This is a genomic window from Micromonospora haikouensis (genome assembly GCF_000876225.1).
Taxonomy (GTDB): domain Bacteria; phylum Actinomycetota; class Actinomycetes; order Mycobacteriales; family Micromonosporaceae; genus Micromonospora; species Micromonospora haikouensis.
This window is the reverse complement of the sequence record NZ_JXSX01000003.1, coordinates 214,075-232,914: the sequence shown is the minus strand read 5'-3', so window position 1 is coordinate 232,914 and position 18,840 is coordinate 214,075. Positions and strand designations below refer to the sequence as shown.

The following is an 18,840-nucleotide window of genomic DNA, read 5'->3' as shown; positions in this document are numbered from 1 at the left end:
CCGCCCCGGGTGCCGCCGTGGTCAGCCCTTGTTCTTGATCTGGCTGTTCCAGTGGTTGATCCACTCGGTCTCGTTCTTGCCGATCACGTCCCAGTTGACGTCCAGCGGCTTGAGGTTGAGCTCGGCCAGCCACTGCGGCTTCTCGGCGATCTCCACGGCCGGGATCTGGTAGTAGTCCTTGGCCAGGTCGGCGCGGAGCGCGTCGTCGAAGAGGAACTCCATGAACTTCTGCGCGCCGGTGGTGTTGCCGCCCTTGACCGCGGCGATGCCGTCGACGAGCACCGGGGCGCCGGAGGCCGGCATCACGTAGCCGAACGGCATGTTCGACTGGTTGGCCTGGAGCAGGATGTCCTGGAGGTTCCAGGCGCTGAGCACGCCCTGCTGGCGGGAGAGCTTGAGGTAGAGGTCGGCGGGGTTGGCCGCGTACGAGCCGGTGTTGGCGTCCAGCTTCTTCAGCCAGTCGTAGCCGGGCTGCGGGTTGCTGCCGTCCGGGGACTGCCGCATGATCATCGCCGCGTAGATCGACCGCATGGTGCCGGACGCGGCGACGTCGCGGATGACGATCTTGTCCTTCCACTCCGGCTTCAGCAGGTCGTCCCAGTCCTTCGGGGCCTGCTCCGGGGTGAGCGCCTTGTTGTTGTACATGATGACCTCGGGCAGCAGGATCTCCCCGAACCAGCGGCCCTCGGCGTCCTTGTACTTCGCGTCCATCTTGGCGGCGAACGCCGGCTGCCAGCCGGTCAGCAGGTCCTCGGACGCGCCCGCGGAGAGCCCCTGCTGGGTGCCGCCCCACCAGACGTCGGCCTGCGGGTTGGCCTTCTCGGCCCGGACCCGCTCCAGGATCTCCTGCGCGCCCAGGTTGAGGATCTCCACCTTGCCCTTGTACTCGGGGTACTTGGCGGTGAACTGGTCCACCACGAACGTGGAGACCTTCTTGTCGCGGGCCGTGTAGATGGTGAGCTTCTCGGCGCCCGCGTCGCCGGACGCGTCGTCGCCACCGCCGCCGCAGGCGGTGCCTGCGGCGAGGACTGTGGCCAGCGCACCGGCGAGGAGAAGGCGACGTCTCATGGGGACCTCCGAGGGGTTCGGGTTGGGCGGAGCTAGGGGGTGGGAAGCAGGGTGGGCAGCCCGGTGGCCGCCGCGGAGAGGGCGTAGCTGACCGCGCCGTGCAGCACGGCCCGGTCGCCGAGCACGGCCCGGCGTACCTCGGTGGTGCTCGGCGCGGCGGCGGCGACCAGGGCCTGGAGCCGGTCGACGGCCGGGTCGTCGAGCTGGGCGGCGGCGCCGCTGAGCAGCACCCGACCGGGGTCGATGACGCAGACGCAGGACACGATCAGCCGGGACCACGCGGTCAGCACCTCGTCGAGGTACGCGGCGGCGCGCTCGTCGGCGCGCGCCAGCTCGACCAGGGCGGCCACCGGGGCGTCGGGCCGCCGGCCGGGGGCCAGGGCCACCACCCGCTCGGCGACGGCGTTCTCCGACCAGCGGGCCTCGAACGGGCCGACCCCGTCGTGGCCCCGGTCGGCCGGGTCCAGCGGCAGGAAGCCGACCTCGCCGGCCGCCCCGCCCGCGCCCCGGCGGACCTGGCCGTCGAGCACCAGCCCCGCACCGATGCCGTCGGCGACGTGCAGCAGCAGCAGGTCGGCGACGTCGCTGCCGGCGCCGGCCGCGTGCTCGCCGGCCGCCATGAGGTTGACGTCGTTGTCCACCACCACCGGCACGCCGAGGTGCCGCTGCACCGCCTCCCCTATCGGCCGACCCTCCACGAGGCCGACCGAGGGGGCGAGCCGGACGGCCCCGCCGGAGGAGACGCCGGGCGCGGCGATGGCGACCCCGCGCAGCGCCGGCAGGCCGTCGCCGGCCAGCTCGGGCACCGAGCGGCAGATGGTGTCGATGATGTCGCCGGCGAGGCGGACGGTGCGGTGGGCGACGACCGTGCCGTCGCTGTCGGCGATCTCGCAGCTGAGTCGGGACGGCTCCAGGGAGACGGCGGCGACCAGCTCGGCGCGCGGGTTGAACTCCAGCATCGCCCGGGGGCGGCCGGCGCGGGACGCCCCGGGCCCCCGCTCGATGAGGTAGCCCTCGGCGATCAGCTCGCGCACGAGTGGGGTGAGCGTGGCGGGGCTCAGGCCGGTGAGCTCGGTCAGCTCGGCGCGGGAGAGCACCCGCACCTGGCGGGCGGTGGAGATCACGGACAACCGCTTGATCTCCTTCGACCGCTCCCGGCTCACCGGGCTCGTTGGTGGCGTCACCACGTCAGTCACACTTCCTTCCTACGGCGAACGAACTATCGAGTCAAGTAACAAAAGCGTCTCGGCCCACCCGAGGAACCCTCACGAACAGGGAAAACGCCCCGCTTCGGCCCCGATGTCGGATCGGGGGCGCGCGACCGGGCCGGCACCCCGGAGAGGTGGACCGGCCTGAATTTATTTCTTTTGCAAAGAAAAAAAGACCTTGCAAAGCATTGACGGGCCGCCGCGCCGGTCCCTAGCGTCACCGGGCGAAGGCCTTCCAGTGTGTACGGACACCCACGCCGCCGCTGTACCCGGTGACGGAGTCCGCGCCGCTGCCGTACCGCCGGTGACGGCACCCCCGCCGTCGCCGTACCGCGGCGTTTCCCGCCGCTGCCCAGCCGGTGGCCCGGCACCGCCGCGGCCACCGGCTCCGCCCCACCGTCCCGCCGCCCGATCAGCGACCCCGCGTCGACGCCGCGCGTCCGACGGCGATGGCCGCTGCCCGGACCCGGGACAGTTCCGGAAGGATCCGCATGCGCATCAAGGCGTTCCTGCTACCCACGGCGCTAGCCCTGGCCCTGTCCGGGGTGCCCGCCGCCGCCCTCGCCTCCCCCGCCGACGCAGCCGCCGACCGCCACGGCGGCCGGGCGGGCGACACCGTCGACCTCGACGTCCTCTTCGTCAGCGCCCACCCCGACGACGAGGCTGGCAGCCTCGCCACCCTCGGGCAGTGGAAGGAGAAGTACGGCGCCAAGGCCGGCGTCGTCACCATCACCCGCGGCGAGGGCGGCGGCAACGCCGTCGGCCTCGAAGAGGGCCCGCCGCTCGGCATCATCCGCGAACGCGAGGAGCGCACCGCGATCGGCCGGGCCGGCGTGGAGAACCTCTACAACCTCGACCGGGTCGACTTCTGGTACACGGCGTCCGCGCCGCTGTCCGAGCGGATCTGGGGACACGACGACACGCTCGGCCAGATCGTCCGGGTGATCCGGCAGACCCGGCCCGAGATCGTCATGACCATGAACCCCTCGCCGACCCCGGGCAACCACGGCAACCACCAGCAGGCCGCCCGGTTCGCCGCCGAGGCGTTCCACGCCGCCGCCGACCCGAAGGCGTTCCCCGAGCAGCTCCGCAAGGAGGGCCTCAAGCCGTTCCGGGCCGCGAAGTTCCTGCGTACGGGCGGCACCGGCACGTCGGCCGCCGGGCCCGAGTGCGCGTCCAGCTTCGTGCCGACCGTCCCCACCGACCAGGTCTTCGGGGTCTGGGAGGGCACGCCGAGCGCCAGCGGCAAGACCTGGGCCGAGATCGAGGTCGACGCCCGCCGGGAGTACGTCACCCAGGGCTGGGCCGGCACCGCCGCCGCCCCCACCGACCCGACGAAGATGCGCTGCGACTTCTACACCCTGGTCGACAGCCGCGTCCCGTACGACCCGGCGGACGCCTCCCCCGAGGCGATCCTGCGCGGCTCCGTGCTGCCGAACGCGGCCGGCGGGCTGCCCCGGGGCACCGAGCTGTACCTCACCACCGACCGGTTCGACCTCGCCCCCGGCGAGACCGTCAAGGTCACCGCGCACGTGCGAGCGCCCCGGGACCGGGCACTGGCCGCGCCGCGGATCGACCTGCGGCTGCCGCAGGGCTGGACCGCCAAGGGCTCCGGCGCGCTGCGGGGCAGCGTGCCGGCGGGCAAGGAGCGGACCGCGACGTTCACCGTCGCCGTCCCCGCCGGCGCCGACACCAACCAGCAGCAGCTCGTCGGCGCGACCCTGACCACCCGGCAGGGCGTCGGGCGCGCCGACCGGGCCGTGCGGGTCGTCGCCGACGTGCGCGGCACCCTGGAGCCGCTGCCCGAGGTGGGGCTGTTCCGCGAGTGGGCCGGCGAGGGCGGATACCCGCAGCTCGACACGCTGATCAAGCCGGTGCTCACCATCGGCTCCGGCCAGAGCCGGTCGGTCCGCGTCGACCTGCGCAACCACGGCGAGGCCACCCGCAGCGGCACCGTCACCCTCGGCCTGCCCGCCGGCTTCACCGCCGACGCGGCCACGAAGAGCTACACCGGCCTGGCCCCCGGCGCGACCGGGGCGGTCACCTTCACCGTCACCAACACCGACGCCACCCTGCCCACCGCCAACGCGGGCGGCACCGACGGCGACTACGGCATCACCATCACCACCACCAGCGCCGCCGGCAGCACCGTGGAGACCGGCGCGCTGGAGATCGTGCCGACCACCGAGGTCCCGCAGGCCGGCCACGACCACGCCGTCGACGGGGTGGCCTCGGCCGGCGAGTACCCCGGCCAGGAGCTGGACTTCTCCCGCATCTGGGAGGGTCAGGCCACCACGCCGCAGGACGCCTCGGCGAAGGGCCGCATCGCCTGGACCGCCGACGCCCTGAAGGTGTTCGTCCAGGTCACCGACGACGTGCTCGGCCGCAAGGTCGTGCCGCAGGACTGCAAGCGGCAGCGGCGCACCGACAGCGTCGAGATCATCGTCGACCCGAAGGGGAACTCGACCGACACCTCCACGGTGTTCAAGGCCGGCATCTTCCCCGTCACCGACGACCCGGCCAACGGTGACCCGCCGTGCTGGCAGCGCGACGCCGACAACCGGCAGGGCCCGGGGGCGACGACCGCGCCGGGCATGACCGTGGTCAGCAAGGTGACCAGCCCGTACGCCGGCTACACCATCGAGGCCAGCATCCCGTTCGCGGTGCTGCCCGACGCGGTGGACCCGAACCGGATGGGCTTCAACGTCCTCGTCTACGACTCGGACACCCAGGACCTCAGCTCGCAGTCCCGGCTGGGCTGGTCCACGTTCACCGGCGTGCGGGCCGACCCGTACCGCTACGGCCTGGCGACCCTGCCCGGCTACACCCCGGCGGCGCGGCAGCCCAGCGCCCCGGTCTTCCCGGACACCGCCGCGCGCAGCGTGCACAGCCCGCAGACCATCGCCCAGTCGGCGGTCGACGGGGTGGCTCCGGCCGCCGTGGCGCGGCTGCCCGAGAAGGCGCTGCGGCTGACCGACCAGCGCCGGGTCCCCGGCGGGGTGAAGGTCACCCTGCGCGCCGACCGGTCCGGCACGGCCTACCTGTACGCCTGGGACGGCTCCGCCGCCCTCGGTGACCGGACCGTCGAGCTGAAGGCGAACCGGTCGGTGACGGTCGTCGTGCCGGTCACCTCGGGCCGGCCGACCGCCCTGCTGGCCGCGTACGAGTCGCACGGCGCGGCCGTGGCCCGCAGCCTCCCGCTGCGCTGACCCTCCCGAAAGGAGGGGCCCCTTGTCAACGCATTCTGTTGTACAAGGGGCCCCTCCTGACACCGGGGCCCACCGGGGCGCGCTCAGCGGAGGCGGTAGACGGCCATCCGGGCGTTCGTGTAGCGCAGGTCGGCGAGCGTGGCCAGGGCCGGGGACTCCGGCGCGACCCGCCGGTCCACCACCAGCCAGCGCACGCCGTACGTGTCGCGCAGGTCGGCCAGCCCTGCGGCGGTGGGGGCGGTGAACGCGGCGTCGTTGGCGCGCAGCCGTTCGGCGTCCCAGAACGGGGCGTACGGGCCGCCGGGCAGGCCCACCATCCGGGGCGCGAACGCCCACCCCTCCACCAGCACCGAGCGCTCCGTGTAGGCGCTGACCCAGAACGACCGGGCGTCGCACCAGCCGTTGACCACCGCCCGGCAGTGCGCGTTGGTGGCCACCACGTCGCCGGGTGCGCTGTGCTCCTGCACGTAGCGGGCCGCCGCCACCCGGGACGCCGGCATCCGCTCCACCGGGTACGCCCCGCCGTTGGGGAACCGGTGCGCGGCGGCGGCGTCCAGCACCAGCCCCGGCGCGCCCGCGACCAGGGCGGCCGTGAGCAGCACCGCCCCGCCCCGGCCGGCGAGCCCCGGCCAGCGCCCGACCAGCGCCGGCCAGCACAGCCCGACCAGCAACGCCACCGCCGCCAGCGCCGCCGCCCAGGTCAGCAGCGGCAGCACCGGCGCGTACGCCGGGGTCGACGGCGACGCCGCCGGACGCCACAGCTGGACGGCGGTGAGCAGCACGGCGAGCCCGGCCGCGCCCGCGCCGAGCAGCGCCCGGCCCCGCGCGCCCAGCGCGGCGGAGTCGACCAGCTCGGCCCAGCCCCACGCCGACAGGATCACCCCGAACGCGAAGCCGGCCCGGGTGAAGTACTGGTTGCTGCTGCCCGGATGCCCCACCAGCAGGTAGATCGCCGGGCCGGCGAGCGCCCCGCCGAGCAGGAACACCTGCACCGGCTCCAGCCGCCACCGGCGCAGCCGCAGCAGCGCCACCACCCCGGCCAGCCGGAGCTGGAGGTTGAGCAGGAACGCGACGAACACCGCCGCCCACAGCAACGCGGTCGTCCCCGCCGGCCGGCCCGTCCCGACGTACGGTCGCAGCCCCGAGAACGGGTCGACGGTCACCCCGTGGCTCTCGAACGCGAACAGCACGGCGGTGGCGAACAGCTGCGCGGCCAGCGCCAGCCCGGCCGCCGCCAGCACGGCCCGGGGCAGGGTCCGCCGGAACACCAGCGACACCGCCGCGGTGAACGCCAGCGCGGCCAGCACCACCGGCACCGAGCTGGCCTTCGCCCCGGTCGAGGCGGCCAGGAACAGCGCCGAGAGCACCCACGCGCCGCGCCCCAGCGCCGGCACCGTCGAGCCCCGGGCCCGCCCGACCAGCTCGCCCAGCGCCGCCACCAGCGGCAGGAGCAACACCCAGCTGTACGTCATCGACGGGCTGCCCCACACGATGAACGTGGCCTGGGTGCCGAAGAGCTGGCGGATCCCGTTCTCGTAGCCGAACTCGCCGACGGTGAACATCAGCGCGGCGGCGGCCACCCCCGCGTACGGCCGGCCGGTGACCCGCCAGCCGACCACCGCCGCCAGCACGGCCGCCAGCGCGCAGAGCGTCGGCACGCCCAGCCGGAAGAACACCGTCGGCAGGTCCACGCCGCTGACCAAGCTGGCCGCCGCGAAGTGGGCGAAGCCGAACCAGTGGTAGTGCAGGGGCTCCCCGGCGACCTGCGGCACGTCCAGCGGCACCTGGTGGGTGGCCGCCCCGGCGAGGGAGAGCTGGAACGCGAGGTCGATGTATTGCGCCTGCCCCTCGTCGGTGGGCAGCACCGGGTTGACCCGCAGGAACGACTCGTAGAGATAGAGGGTGAAGCCGGCGACGACCCCCGCGAGGGCCCAGGCCCAGCCCGTCGGCACCGGGGCGTGCCCGGTGGTCCGCCAGTGCCGGCGCAGCCGGGGCACGACGGCGAACGGCACGAGCACCGCCAGGGGCCACAGCCACAGCAGGTGGGGCAGGCCGGCGGCGGTGAACGCCGCCCACCCGGCCAGCTCCAACACCAGGCCGACGGCCGCGCCGAACGCCACGTCCTCGACGAGGGTGTGCGGGCGGCGGCGCAGCGCGCGGAACACCAGCGTGCCGGGCAGCAGCACGGCCAGCAGCGCGTACCCGGTCCAGCGGGCCACGTCGGGCGCGGGGGTGCCGGTGGCCAGCAGCGCGGCGACGACGACGGCGTAGCCGGCGACGGCCGGGGCGTACCGCAGGGCGGCGGGACGCCGGGCGGGCCCGCTGCCGGCCGCGCCGCCGGCCGCGCGGTCGACGGTCGCGTCGCGGCGGGGGCCGGCCGGGTCGCCGCCGCCGGTGGCGAGCGCGGTCACCGGAGGCTGTCGGCCAGCTCGGCGGGGCCGTCGGCCGTCGGCCCGTCGGCGTCGGCCGCGCCCGGCCCGGCGGTGTCGCTCGCCACGAAGTACGCCGGGCGGCCCTGCACGGCCGTGTAGATCCGGGCCACGTACTCGCCGAGCAGGCCGAGGCAGAGCAGCTGCACCGCGCCGAGGAAGAGGATCGCCACGTACAGCGAGGGCCAGCCGGTGACCGTGGAGCCGGCCAGCCAGGCGGCGACGGCGACCACCACCAGCACCCCGCACACGGCCACCCCGACCAGACCCAGCCAGGTGGCCACGCGCAGCGGCGCGGCGGAGAAGCTGGTGACGCTCTCGGCGGCCAGCCCGGCCATCCGGGACAGCGGGTACTTGGTGCGGCCGGCGGCCCGTTCCTCGCGCTGGTAGGTGACCTCCCCGCTGGGGAAGCCGAGCCAGGGCACCACCAGCCGCAGCACGGGGCTGCGCTCGGGCAGCTCGCGCAGGGCCTCCACGGCCGCCCGGCTGAGCAGCCGGAAGTCGCCGGCCTGCGCGGGCACCTGCTTGCCGACCAGGCGACGCATCAGCCGGTAGTAGCCGGCGGCCGTCCACCGCTTGAAGCGGGTGTCGCGGCTGCGGTCGGCGCGCACCCCGTACACGATGTCGAGGCCGTCGGCGCGGGCCCGGCGCAGCATCTCGGCGACGGTCTCGGGCGGGTCCTGGAGGTCGGCGTCGAGGCTGACCACCCACCGGCCCCGGGCCCGCAGCACCCCGGCGACCAGGGCCGCCTGGTGGCCGCTGTTGCGGCGCAGCCGCAGCACCCGCAGCTGCGGCCAGCGGGCGCGCAGCCCGGCCAGGCCGGCGGGGGTGCCGTCGGTGCTGCCGTCGTCGACCACCAGCACCTCGTACGGCTCGCCGAGGGCGTCGAGGACGGCCCGCAGCCGCGGGGCGAACAGCGGCAGCACGCTCTCCTCGTTGAACATCGGCACCACGACCGACAGCGCCGGCTCCGGTGGCGTCACAGGGCTCGCCTCCGTCTCGTCTGCGGCGCTCGGACAGCCGCACGCTACCAGCCGGGCCCGGCCCGCAAGGCCCGCGCGCGCCGACCTGCGACCGCCGGCCCGGGTCAGTTTCCGCAGGTCGTCGCGGGCAGCCCCGACACCGGCACCGGGGAGCGGCCGGTCGGGCGGGCCCGGCCCGCGAGCACGTTCGCCAGCGCGGTCATCGACGCGGCGCTGGAGGAGTACGTCGCCAGCAGCGTCGGCGACTTCGCCTTCGCCAGCACGTACGGGGTGTCCATCGCGACGGTCACCGCCGCGTCGGCGGCGAGGTCGCCGCTTCCGTCGCCGTACCCGACGAGGTGCACCCGGGTGCCGCCGCTCGGCGCCACCTTCACCCCGGCGGCGGTGAGCGCCTGCGTCAGCAGGTCGCGGGTCTTCTCCCGGCCGCCGGAGGAGGTGACCGTGACGGGGGCGGCGACCCCCTTCGTGCAGGAGCCGCGCAGCACGGTGACCGCGCCGGCGGCGAGCGCCTCGGCGGCCCTGCGGTGCTCCGGGTCGTTCAGCGTGGACATCGCCGGGGCGGGCGTGCCGGCCAGGGTGAACTTCATGGTCAGCACCCGGGTCACCGCCTCGACCAGCCGGGCCCGGGGCAGCGAGCCGTCGCGCAGGGCGGCGAGCAGCCCGTCGTACGCCTGGGTGACGTTGGGCGGCATCAGGATCAGGTCGTTGCCGGCCTTGAGCGCCCGCACCGCCGCCTCCCCCGGCGACCAGCGCTTGGCGGGGGCCATGTTCATGCCGTCGGTGATCACCACGCCCTTGAAGCCGAGCTGGCCGCGCAGCACGCCGGTGAGGAGCTTGTGGGAGAACGTCGCCGGGGTGCCCGGGTCGACGGCGGTGACGTCGAGGTGGGCGGACATCACGGCGAGGGCACCGGCGTCGATGCCGGCGGAGAACGGCGGGAACGCCGTGGAGTCGAGGACCTTGCGGCTCTGGCCGACCACCGGCAGCTCCTCGTGGGAGTCGGCGGCGCTGAGGCCGTGGCCCGGGAAGTGCTTGACGCTGGCCGCCACCCCGGCGCCCTGCAACCCGCGCACCGCGCCGGCCACCTGGGCCGAGGCGCGCTTCGGGTCCGCGCCGAACGACCGGGAGCCGATCACCGTGCTGCGGGTGACCAGCACGTCGGCGACGGGGGCGAAGTCGAGGTTGATCCCCATCGCGGCCAGCTCCTGGCCGGCGGCCCGCCAGGCGGCCTCGGTCAGCGCCGGGTCCCCGGCCGCTCCGGCGGCCAGCGGGCTGGGCAGCAGGGTGACCCCGTCGGTGATCCGGGTGACCACCCCGTACTCCTGGTCGGTGCCGATCAGCAGCGGGGCCGCGCCGGCGGGCAGCTTCCCGGCCGCGTCGCGCAGGCCGGTGGTCAGCTCGCGGACCTGCTGCGGGTTGTCGACGTTGGTGGTCTCCTGGTTGCCGGAGGTCGGGTCGTCGGCGCTGAAGCCGACCAGGATGAGCCCGCCCAGCCGGTACTTCGCCACCATCTCGGCCGGGGTGTCCACCCCGGCGAGGGCCCGGTTGCCGGCGGCGGAGCCGGTGGAGACCTTCGTGGCGTTGTCGCCGTACGCGTAGGGCATGAGGACCTGGCCGACCAGGTCCTCGTCGGCGAGGGTGCCGACCAGGGCGGCGGCGCGGGCGGCCGGGTCGGCGGTCGCGGTCGGCGCGCCCGACGGGGTCGGGTCGGCCGCGGCGGGGCTGGCCGACGGGGCGGGGCGGGGCCGGTCCGGCTCCCCCGTGCACCCGGTGAGCAGCACGGCGGTCAGGGCGGCGAGCGCGACGCCGGCACGTCGCGGGGAGTTCGACACGCGGTCCATCCCACCAGTTCACCCCTTATCGGGGCAACTCGGCCCGGTCAAGCCGCCGCGCCGGGACCGGAGGTCGCCGGCCGCGTCCGGGTGGGGAGGTGGCCGGGGCGGCGCTCAGCCGACGCGGGTGAGCAGCGTCACCGGGGCGCCGTCGCCCGCGTAGCGGTAGGGCTCAAGCTCGGCGTCCCAGGCGGTGCCGAGCGCCTTGTCGAGCGCGTGCGCGAGGGCCTCGGGGGCCCGCGCGGCGGCCATGATGCCGCGCAGCCGGTCCTCGCCGAGCTGGATGTCGCCGGCCGCGCCGACGGTGGCCCGGAACAGGCCCCGCCCCGGAACGTACATGAAGCGTTCGCCGTCGACGCCCGCGCTCGGTTCCTCGGTCACCTCGAAACGGATCATGGGCCACTGCCGGAGGGCAGCAGCCAGCTCGGCGCCCGTCCCCGGGCGACCGGTCCACCCGCACTCGGCCCGGCGGGCGCCGGGATCGACGGGCTGGGCCGTCCACTGCAGGTTGACCGGCGCGGCAAGGACGCGCGCGATCGCCCACTCGACGTGTGAGCACACGGCGAGCGGGGTCGAGTGGACGTATACGACGCCACGCGTTGGCACGGTGACCTCCCGGAGAGCGAGGTGCGTCTTCCCCTACGACCTCGACACCCGAGTGGCTGTTGGAACACATGATGACTGGTGGGGCGGATGGTGCGCCAGGGAATCGGAAAATTCGCCGCCCCGGACGGGGACGGAATGCCGGGCCGGTGGCCTCGGTTGTGCCCTGACGACAGTCGCGGTGACCAGCCAGGCATCGTGGTCGTGTACAGTTCTCTCGGCGGCTTGTGCCGCGCACATCTTCGGCGGGCCGAGGCTCTTCCCGGGCGTCACCCGTCACAGCCCCCGGACGTTCCCCGTCCTCCCGTACGTCTCCAAGGAGTACCTCCGTGGCGAGCAACACCTCTAAGACCGCGCGCGCGTCAGTCCGGGCCGGCCAGGCTGGCCAGGGTGGGGCCCTCAGCGTGCTGGGCGAGTTCAAGTACCTGATCCCGCTCAACGGCGGCAAGCACGCCTACGTGCGGAACCTGACCAACGGCAAGACCGCGCACCTGCGCACCGACTCCGACGCCTTCGTCGAGGAGATCCGGACGCTGGCCGCCGCCGGCCACGCCGCCAAGATCCGGGCCGAGCTGAACAGCCTCGCGGCCGCCCACCCCGACCACGGCTGGGACGCCACCGAGAAGCGCCTCGCCGAGGCCGGTGTCTTCGGCGGCTGAGCCCGCCCGCGACACCTGCTCGACCGCTTCACCTGCGCCACCTCGAACCGCCCGCCGGGCCACCCGGCGGGCGGTTCGCCGTCTGCGCCCCGCCCCCGCTCCGGGCCGTCGAAGGTGAGCAGGGGACCCTTCTTCACCCCAGGCGTCAAGAAGGGGCCCTTCCTTGCACAGGGTTGGCGTGGTGTCATGGCGGGTAGCCGGTGTTACCGCCGGGTCACCCGGCGGTGAAGTTTCCGTGGCGGCCCGAGGGGAGGCGGCGATGCCGGAACACGTGGAGGTGCGGCTCACGGACGACGTGCGCCTGCACGTCGAGACGTCCGGGCCGGCCGACGCCGACGTCACCGCCGTCCTGCTGCACGGCTGGACGCTGGACGGGCGCAGCTGGCACCGGCAGCTCGCCGAGCTGCGCGAGCGGTTCGGCGACCGGGTCCGGGTGGTCACGTACGACGCCCGGGGGCACGGCCGGTCCGGCTGCATGGCGCTGCGCACCGCCACCCTGGCCCAGCTCGGCGACGACCTGGCCGCCGTGCTCGACGCCGTCGCGCCCGCCGGGCCGGTGGTGCTGGTCGGGCACTCGATGGGCGGCATGACGATCATGGAGTACGCGCACCGGCACCCCGGCCACTTCGCCGCCCGCACGGCGGGGCTGGTGTTCGTCTCGACCACCGCCGAGGGGCACACCCACACCGTGTACGGCCTCTCCCCCCGCATCGCCCGGCTGATCCGGCTGGCCGAGACCACGGGCGCGGGGGTGCTGGCCCGCTGCGGCGCGTGGCGTCCGCCCCGGGCGCTGCTGCGCGCCCTGCGGCCCAGCATCCGCTGGATGCTCTTCGGCGACCGCTGCGACCCGACCGACATCCGGCTGGTCACCTCGGCGGTGGCCCGGGCCACGCTGCGCTCGATCGGCGGGTTCCGGGCGTCGATCGGGGCCCAGCACCGGCTGGACACCCTCGCGGCGCTGGCCCACCTGCCGGCGGCGGCGCTGGTCGGCGACCGGGACCGGCTCACCCCGCCGCCGTGCGCCGAGTCGATCGCGGCGGCCCTGCCGGCGACGGAGCTGACGGTCTGCCCGGGCGCCGGGCACATGCTGATGATGGAGCGGCCCGAGCAGGTGAACGCGGCCCTGGCCGGGGTGCTGGGCCGGGTGCTGGCGGGCGCGCCGGAGGCGTCCGCGCCGCGCTGACCGGGGGCCCCGACGGGGCCTGACCGGGGCCGCGGCGGCGCCGACCGGGGGACCCGCGCCGGCCGCCCGGGACGTGGGGTGGATCGCGGCGGCGGCATGGCCCCGCGAAGCCGTCGGCTGCTGGCCGTACCCTCACCCGGTCACCCCGGCGCGCCGCCGCGCCCCTGGCGCGGCCGACGCCGCCGTCTGCGAGGAGCCCGTACGTTGACCGACCGCACGACCCTGGAGCAGGAGATCGCCGCCGAGCAGCGGCACCTCGACCGGGTGTACGCCCGCCTCGCCGAGCTGCGCCACTTTGCCGCGCAGGCCGAGAAGGACGGCTACCGCCTGGCCCGGGTGGGCAACTTCGGGGCGCTCGTCGAGCGGGACGCGATGGTCTTCCACGCCGCCCAGCGCCGGCACGTGCTCGACGCCGAGCACGAGGGGCTGGTCTTCGGCCGGCTGGACCTGCGCGAGGGGCAGGTGCTGCACGTGGGGCGGCTCGGGGTGCGCGGCGAGGACGCCGAGACCCTGGTCGTGGACTGGCGGGCCCCGGCCGCCGCCGCCTTCTACCAGGCGACGCCCGCCCAGCCGCTGGGCGTGGTGCGGCGGCGCACGATCTCCTCGTCGGCGGAGCGGGTGACCCGGATCGAGGACGACCTGCTGGATCCGGCGGCGGCACCGCCGGACATGGCGGTGGTGGGCGACGGCGGGCTGCTGGCGACCCTGTCCCGGGCCACGGGCCGGGGGATGCGGGACATCGTGGCCACCATCCAGCGCGAGCAGGACGAGGCGATCCGCTCCCCCGCCTCCGGGGTCACGATCGTCTCGGGCGGGCCGGGCACGGGCAAGACGGCGGTGGCCCTGCACCGGGCGGCGTACCTGCTCTATTCCGACCGCAGCCGCTACGCGGGCGGCGGCATCCTGGTGGTGGGCCCGTCGGCGGTGTTCGTGGAGTACATCGCCTCGGTGCTGCCGTCGCTGGGCGAGGAGACGGCGACGTTGCGCTCGCTGGGGTCGATGTTCCCGGGGATGGGCGCGACGCGCACCGACCCGCCGGAGGTGGCGGCGGTGAAGGGTTCCCTGCGGATGCGCCGGGTGCTGGAGCGGGCGGTGCGGGACGCGGTGCCGGGCGGGCCTGGCGAGTTGCGCCTGCTCTACCGGGGTGAGCTGCTGCGGCTCGACCGCCGAGAGCTCGACGGCATCCGGGACCGGGCGCTGGGCCGGGGTGCCCGCCGCAACGAGTCGCGCCGGGCGGGCTTCGACGGGGTGTTCGCGGCGCTGTGGGCGCAGGCCCGGCGGCTGGGCATCGGCCGGCTGCCGGAGCAGCGCGCGTTCGAGGACGAGATCGCCGAGCGGCCCGAGTTCCGCGAGTTCCTCAAGGCGTGGTGGCCGCGGCTGCACCCCCGGCACGTGCTGGGCTGGCTGGCCCGCCCCGACCGGCTGCGGCGGTACGCCGCCGGGGTGCTGTCCCGGGCGGAGGTCGGCCTGCTCGTCGAGGCGTACCGGGCGCTGGACGTCGAGGGGCTCACGATCGCCGACGTCGCCCTGCTCGACGAGCTGGACGCGCTGCTGGGCAAGCCGCTGCAGCCGAAGCGGGCGAGGCGCGACCCGTTCCAGCTCGCCGGGGGCGTACGCGAGCTGAGCACGCATGCCGACCGGCAGCGCGCGGCGCGGGAGGCGGCCCGGGAGCGGCCCGAGGACTACCGCGACTTCGCGCACGTGGTGGTCGACGAGGCGCAGGACGTGTCGCCGATGCAGTGGCGGATGATCGGCCGGCGTGGCCGGTTGGCGTCCTGGACGGTGGTGGGCGACCCGGCGCAGACCGCGTGGACGGGGGACCCGGAGGAGCTGACCCGGGCCCGGGACGCGGCGCTGGGCCGCCGCCGGCGGCACCAGTTCGAGCTGACCACCAACTACCGCAACTCGGCGGAGATCTTCGCGGTGGCGGAGGCGGAGATCCGCCGGCTCTACCCGGACCTGGCGCTGCCCCGCGCGGTGCGGTCCACCGGCGTGGCCCCGGTCGAGCTGACCGTGCCGGCGGCCGAACTGGCGGCGGCGACCGTCGCGGCGGTCGGCGACCTGCTCGGCGAGGTGGAGGGCACGGTCGGGGTGATCACGCCGGTGCCGCGCCGCGACGAGGTGGCGGGCTGGCTGGCGGGCCGGGCGGCGCCGCGCCTGCAGGTGGTGACCAGCCTCCAGGCCAAGGGCATGGAGTACGACGGGGTGGTGCTGGTCGCCCCGGGCGAGATCCGGGCCGACCCGGGGTCGGGCGTGCGGACGCTGTACGTGGCGCTGTCCCGGGCGACCCAGCGCCTCGTCACCGTCGAACCCACGGGCTGATCCGGCGCCCGGCCGTTCCCCGGCCGGACCGCTGTCGATCACTTGCACATATTGCGATGTGAGCATAGATTGGGCCGGGCGGGGATCACGGACGGAGGGTGTGGGCGTGGGCGCAGGTCATGACCACCACCACGGGGCGGCGAACGCGGCGGACCGCCACTCGGGTCGACTCTGGGCGGCGTTCGCGCTGCTCGCCGCGCTGATGATCGTCGAGGCGGTGACCGCGCTCGGCACCGGCTCGCTGGCGCTGCTCTCCGACGCCGGGCACATGTTCACCGACGTGCTCGGCATCGGCATGGCGCTCGCCGCGATCACCGCCACCCGCCGGGCCACCGCCGACCCGCAGCGCACGTTCGGGCTCTACCGGCTGGAGGTGCTCGCCGCGCTCGGCAACGCCCTGCTGCTCAGCGGCGTCGCCGTCTACGTCCTCGTCGAGGCCGTCCGCCGCTTCGGCGACCCGCCCGAGGTCACCACCGGCCCGATGCTCGTGGTGGCGGTGCTGGGCCTGCTCGCCAACGTCGCCGCGTTCGCCCTGCTGCGCAGCGGGGCGAAGGAGAGCATCAACCTGCGCGGGGCGTACCTGGAGGTGCTGGGCGACCTGCTCGGGTCGGTCGGCGTGATCGGCGCGGCGGCGCTGATCATGGCCACCGGCTGGTGGTGGGCGGACCCGGCGGTGGCCGTCGCGATCGGCGTGTTCATCCTGCCCCGCACCTGGCGGCTCGGGCGGGCCGCGGTGCGCATCCTGGTGCAGGCCGCGCCGGAGCACCTCCAGGTGACCGCCGTGCACGACCGGCTGGCCGCCGTGCCCGGCGTGGTCGAGGTGCACGACCTGCACGTCTGGACGCTGACCTCCGGCATGGAGGTCGCCTCGGCCCACCTGACCATGGCGCCCGGCGCGGAGGTCGGCGCGGTGCTGACCGCCGCCCGCACCGCCCTGCACGAGGACTTCCACATCGAGCACGCCACCCTGCAGGTCGAGCCGGGAGCCGCCCGCGACGGCTGCGGGCCGGCCGGCTGGTGAGACCGAGGCTCATCAATTTTCGCGACATTCGTGGCCGAATGACTGACTTGACAGGTTTCATCCGCGTACCCTCCGTCACGGAAGCAGCGCTGGTCCCACGCGCACCGGTAGGCTCGGCCCCGGCCATCGCCGGGCGGCGCCCTCCGGCGCCTGTGGTGGCCGCCGCCTAATCGCCTGCGGGCGAGCCGGGGAACCATGTTTGTGGGGTGCATCCGCTCCAGCGGTAGGGATCTTCCGTCCCGAACCCGTCAGCTAACCCGGTCGGCGGCTGACGGAAGGACACGCATATGCCAGTAGTGGCACCTGTAGGAAGGCTCGCCGCCCGGGTGGCGGCGGCGCTGGTGCTGACGCTCGCCGTCGGCCTCGGGGTCGCGCCGGTGACGCCGGCCGGGGCCGCGCCGCCCGTCGGCCTGCTCGCCGCACCCGGCGACGACGAGGAGGGCGGCACGCCCGCCCTGCGCGCCCAGCTCGAGGCGGCGAGCAAGGGCTACCTGGAGGCCAAGACCGCCCTCGACCGGTCGGTGAAGCGGCAGCAGCAGCTCGGCGGCCAGCTCAAGACGGTCGAGGCCGAGCTGGTCACCCGCGGCGCCAAGGTCGGCGAGATCGCCGGGGTGGCGTACAAGAAGGGCCGGCTCACCGCCGCCTCGGTGCTGCTCGACAGCAGCTCCCCCGAGGGGTTCCTGGACCGGGCCGCCGCGCTCGACACGATCGCCGCGAACGAGGACCGGGCGCTGCGCGAGCTGCTGACCACCCGGGACGAGGCGACGAAGACCCGGCAGGCCCTCGACGGCGAGATCCGCGAGCAGCGCAAGCAGGTCGCGCTGATGGGCAAGCGCAAGGAGCAGGCCGAGCGGGCCCTCACCGTGGCCAACAACAAGGCCAGCAGCAGCGGCGGCGGGTCCAGCCCAGGCGGCACCTCCAGCGCGAACGCCACCCCCGCGAAGCGCAACTCCGACGGCTCCTGGCCGGCGGAGTCGTGCAGCGTCAACGACCCCACCCCCGCCAACGGCTGCATCACCCCGCGCACCCTGCACGCGCTCAACCAGGCCAAGGCCGCCGGCTTCACCCGGTACGTCTCCTGCTACCGGCCCGGCGGCTCAGGCGAGCACCCGAAGGGCCGGGCCTGCGACTTCGCCGCGCAGAAGGGCGGCTTCGGCGGCGTGGCCAGCGGCGGGGACCGCACCTACGGCAACAACCTGGCCGCGTACTTCGTGCGCAACGCCGACCGGCTCGCCGTGCTGTACGTGATCTGGTTCAAGCAGATCTGGCTGCCCAGCAGCGGCTGGAAGGCGTACAGCGGCGGAAACGGGGACCCGTCCAGCGACCACACCAACCACGTGCACCTGTCGGTGATCTGACCCGCGACCGCCCCGGCGGCCCTCCCCCGACGGGACGGTCGCCGGGGCGCTACGCCGCCCGGCCGAGCACCTCGCCGAGCCGGCGGGCCAGCCCGAGGTGCGCCGAGCGGGCCTGCCGGAAGGCGTACGCGAACAGCGGCGTCGGTGCGACCAGGGTGATCTCCACATCGACGCGGACGAGGCCGTCCGGCTCGTCGCGCAGCCGCGTGTGGTTACGCACCGTCGTGGCCGGCCGCTGCCGGGCCACCGTGACGATCTCGTCGTCGGTCACCACCAGCACGTCCGCCTGGTACGTCACGCCGAAGCGCACCGGCCCGGCGGCGAGCTGGTCGGTGATCGCGTAGCTGGCCAGTGCGCCCGGTCGGGGCGACAGCCGGCGCACCCGCGTGATCAACGGATGCAGCTCGGTCTGCCGGGCGGGATCGCTGAGCAGCGCCACCGCCTCCGCCCGCGAGCAGCGGGCCTGGACCGAGTACTGGAAGCTGTCGCGCCGGGGCATCCGTCGATCGTCCCCCACCCGGGGGCGTGGGGGAAGGGTCGGAGGCCCCGGCACGTGGACCAGCGCCGGCAGCCGCGTCAGGCGCCCGGCAGCACCTCGGGGGTGGCCGTGCCCGCGAGGTAGGGCTCCGGGGCACCGAAGAGCCCGAGCAGGCCGGTCACCCAGAGCTGCCGGTGCACGAAGCGGCTCGGCTCGGTGACGACCAGCTTCACCCCGCTGACCTCGGCGGTCTGGAAGCCGGCCACCATCGCGCTGATGCCGACCGAGTCGATGAAGGTGACGAGACGCATGTTCAGCTCGATGCGGGCGGGCCGCCCCTTGGTGAGCACCTCGGCGATGGCTTCACGCACCTCGTACGCGGTGTCGACGTCGATCTCACCGCGCGGGGCGATCTCGATGACACCACCGGAAAGAACCGACTTCACGATCGACAGGCTCACGCGAGCACCTCCACTCGCCCGTTGAC

At 75.0% G+C, this 18,840-nt stretch carries 14 protein-coding genes and 1 riboswitch; of the genes, 6 read left to right on the top strand and 8 right to left on the bottom strand.

Annotated features, from left to right (window positions below; translation table 11 throughout):
• Positions 1-21: 21 nt before the first annotated feature.
• Complete coding sequence (locus TK50_RS22650) at positions 22-1,068, bottom strand: extracellular solute-binding protein (RefSeq protein WP_043966949.1); 1,047 nt, start codon at positions 1,066-1,068, stop codon at positions 22-24.
• Positions 1,069-1,100: 32 nt separating this feature from the next.
• Complete coding sequence (locus tag TK50_RS22645) at positions 1,101-2,264, bottom strand: ROK family protein (protein ID WP_043966947.1); 1,164 nt, start codon at positions 2,262-2,264, stop codon at positions 1,101-1,103.
• A gap of 503 nt (positions 2,265-2,767) precedes the next feature.
• Between TK50_RS22645 and TK50_RS35480 the strand changes: the two genes are divergently transcribed.
• Positions 2,768-5,485, top strand: coding sequence for a sugar-binding protein (locus tag TK50_RS35480; protein WP_043966944.1), 2,718 nt, complete (start codon positions 2,768-2,770; stop codon positions 5,483-5,485).
• An 83-nt stretch (positions 5,486-5,568) separates the two neighbouring features.
• On the opposite strand, the gene TK50_RS22635 is transcribed toward TK50_RS35480, so the two are convergent.
• The 4 genes from TK50_RS22635 to TK50_RS22620 form a co-directional block, all read right to left on the bottom strand.
• Positions 5,569-7,896, bottom strand: a complete 2,328-nt coding sequence (locus tag TK50_RS22635; protein ID WP_043966942.1) for a hypothetical protein — start codon at positions 7,894-7,896, stop codon at positions 5,569-5,571.
• Positions 7,893-8,897, bottom strand: coding sequence for a glycosyltransferase family 2 protein (locus TK50_RS22630; RefSeq protein WP_277814345.1), 1,005 nt, complete (start codon positions 8,895-8,897; stop codon positions 7,893-7,895). The genes TK50_RS22635 and TK50_RS22630 overlap by 4 nt, the downstream gene beginning before the upstream one ends.
• A 104-nt stretch (positions 8,898-9,001) precedes the next feature.
• Entirely contained in the window at positions 9,002-10,738 is a 1,737-nt protein-coding gene (locus TK50_RS22625; RefSeq protein WP_043966939.1) for a glycoside hydrolase family 3 protein, read from the bottom strand.
• A 105-nt stretch (positions 10,739-10,843) separates the two neighbouring features.
• On the bottom strand, positions 10,844-11,335 hold the full coding sequence (locus tag TK50_RS22620; RefSeq protein ID WP_043966937.1) for a DUF3145 domain-containing protein: 492 nt from the start codon (positions 11,333-11,335) through the stop codon (positions 10,844-10,846).
• 326 nt (positions 11,336-11,661) lie between these two features.
• Here TK50_RS22620 and TK50_RS22615 point away from each other — a divergent pair, with 326 nt between their 5' ends.
• The 5 genes from TK50_RS22615 to TK50_RS22595 all read left to right on the top strand — a co-directional run bounded on the left by TK50_RS22615 (position 11,662) and on the right by TK50_RS22595 (position 17,875).
• The gene (locus tag TK50_RS22615; protein WP_043966935.1) at positions 11,662-11,991 is read left to right on the top strand and encodes a hypothetical protein; all 330 of its coding nucleotides are present in this window, start codon (positions 11,662-11,664) and stop codon (positions 11,989-11,991) included.
• Positions 11,992-12,250: 259 nt separating this feature from the next.
• Positions 12,251-13,174 (top strand): alpha/beta fold hydrolase, encoded by a 924-nt coding sequence (locus TK50_RS22610; RefSeq protein ID WP_043966933.1) that lies wholly within the window; start codon positions 12,251-12,253, stop codon positions 13,172-13,174.
• Positions 13,175-13,378: 204 nt separating this feature from the next.
• Positions 13,379-15,496 (top strand): HelD family protein, encoded by a 2,118-nt coding sequence (locus tag TK50_RS22605; RefSeq protein ID WP_043966931.1) that lies wholly within the window; start codon positions 13,379-13,381, stop codon positions 15,494-15,496.
• 106 nt (positions 15,497-15,602) lie between these two features.
• Positions 15,603-16,517, top strand: coding sequence for a cation diffusion facilitator family transporter (locus TK50_RS22600; RefSeq protein ID WP_043969258.1), 915 nt, complete (start codon positions 15,603-15,605; stop codon positions 16,515-16,517).
• Between the two features lie 153 nt (positions 16,518-16,670).
• Positions 16,671-16,800, top strand: a riboswitch (cyclic di-AMP (ydaO/yuaA leader).
• A 4-nt stretch (positions 16,801-16,804) separates the two neighbouring features.
• Entirely contained in the window at positions 16,805-17,875 is a 1,071-nt protein-coding gene (locus TK50_RS22595) for a coiled-coil domain-containing protein (RefSeq protein WP_043966929.1), read from the top strand.
• A 49-nt stretch (positions 17,876-17,924) separates the two neighbouring features.
• On the opposite strand, the gene TK50_RS22590 is transcribed toward TK50_RS22595, so the two are convergent.
• Both TK50_RS22590 and TK50_RS22585 read right to left on the bottom strand, forming a co-directional pair.
• A complete protein-coding gene (locus TK50_RS22590; protein ID WP_043966927.1) occupies positions 17,925-18,374 on the bottom strand; it encodes an SRPBCC family protein in 450 nt (149 codons plus the stop codon).
• A gap of 77 nt (positions 18,375-18,451) precedes the next feature.
• Positions 18,452-18,814 carry an STAS domain-containing protein gene (locus TK50_RS22585; RefSeq protein ID WP_043966924.1) on the bottom strand — a complete coding sequence of 121 codons (363 nt, stop codon included), beginning with the start codon at positions 18,812-18,814 and terminating at the stop codon, positions 18,452-18,454.
• Positions 18,815-18,840: the final 26 nt, after the last annotated feature.

What these genes read in the sequence shown, in the direction of transcription:
- TK50_RS22650 (WP_043966949.1), bottom strand. Translation starts at nt 1,068, where the DNA reads ATGAGACGTCGCCTTCTCCTCGCCGGTGCGCTGGCCACAGTCCTCGCC.
- TK50_RS22595 (WP_043966929.1), top strand. Translation starts at nt 16,805, where the DNA reads ATGCCAGTAGTGGCACCTGTAGGAAGGCTCGCCGCCCGGGTGGCGGCG.
- TK50_RS22610 (WP_043966933.1), top strand. Translation starts at nt 12,251, where the DNA reads ATGCCGGAACACGTGGAGGTGCGGCTCACGGACGACGTGCGCCTGCAC.
- TK50_RS22625 (WP_043966939.1), bottom strand. Translation starts at nt 10,738, where the DNA reads ATGGACCGCGTGTCGAACTCCCCGCGACGTGCCGGCGTCGCGCTCGCC.
- TK50_RS35480 (WP_043966944.1), top strand. Translation starts at nt 2,768, where the DNA reads ATGCGCATCAAGGCGTTCCTGCTACCCACGGCGCTAGCCCTGGCCCTG.
- TK50_RS22590 (WP_043966927.1), bottom strand. Translation starts at nt 18,374, where the DNA reads ATGCCCCGGCGCGACAGCTTCCAGTACTCGGTCCAGGCCCGCTGCTCG.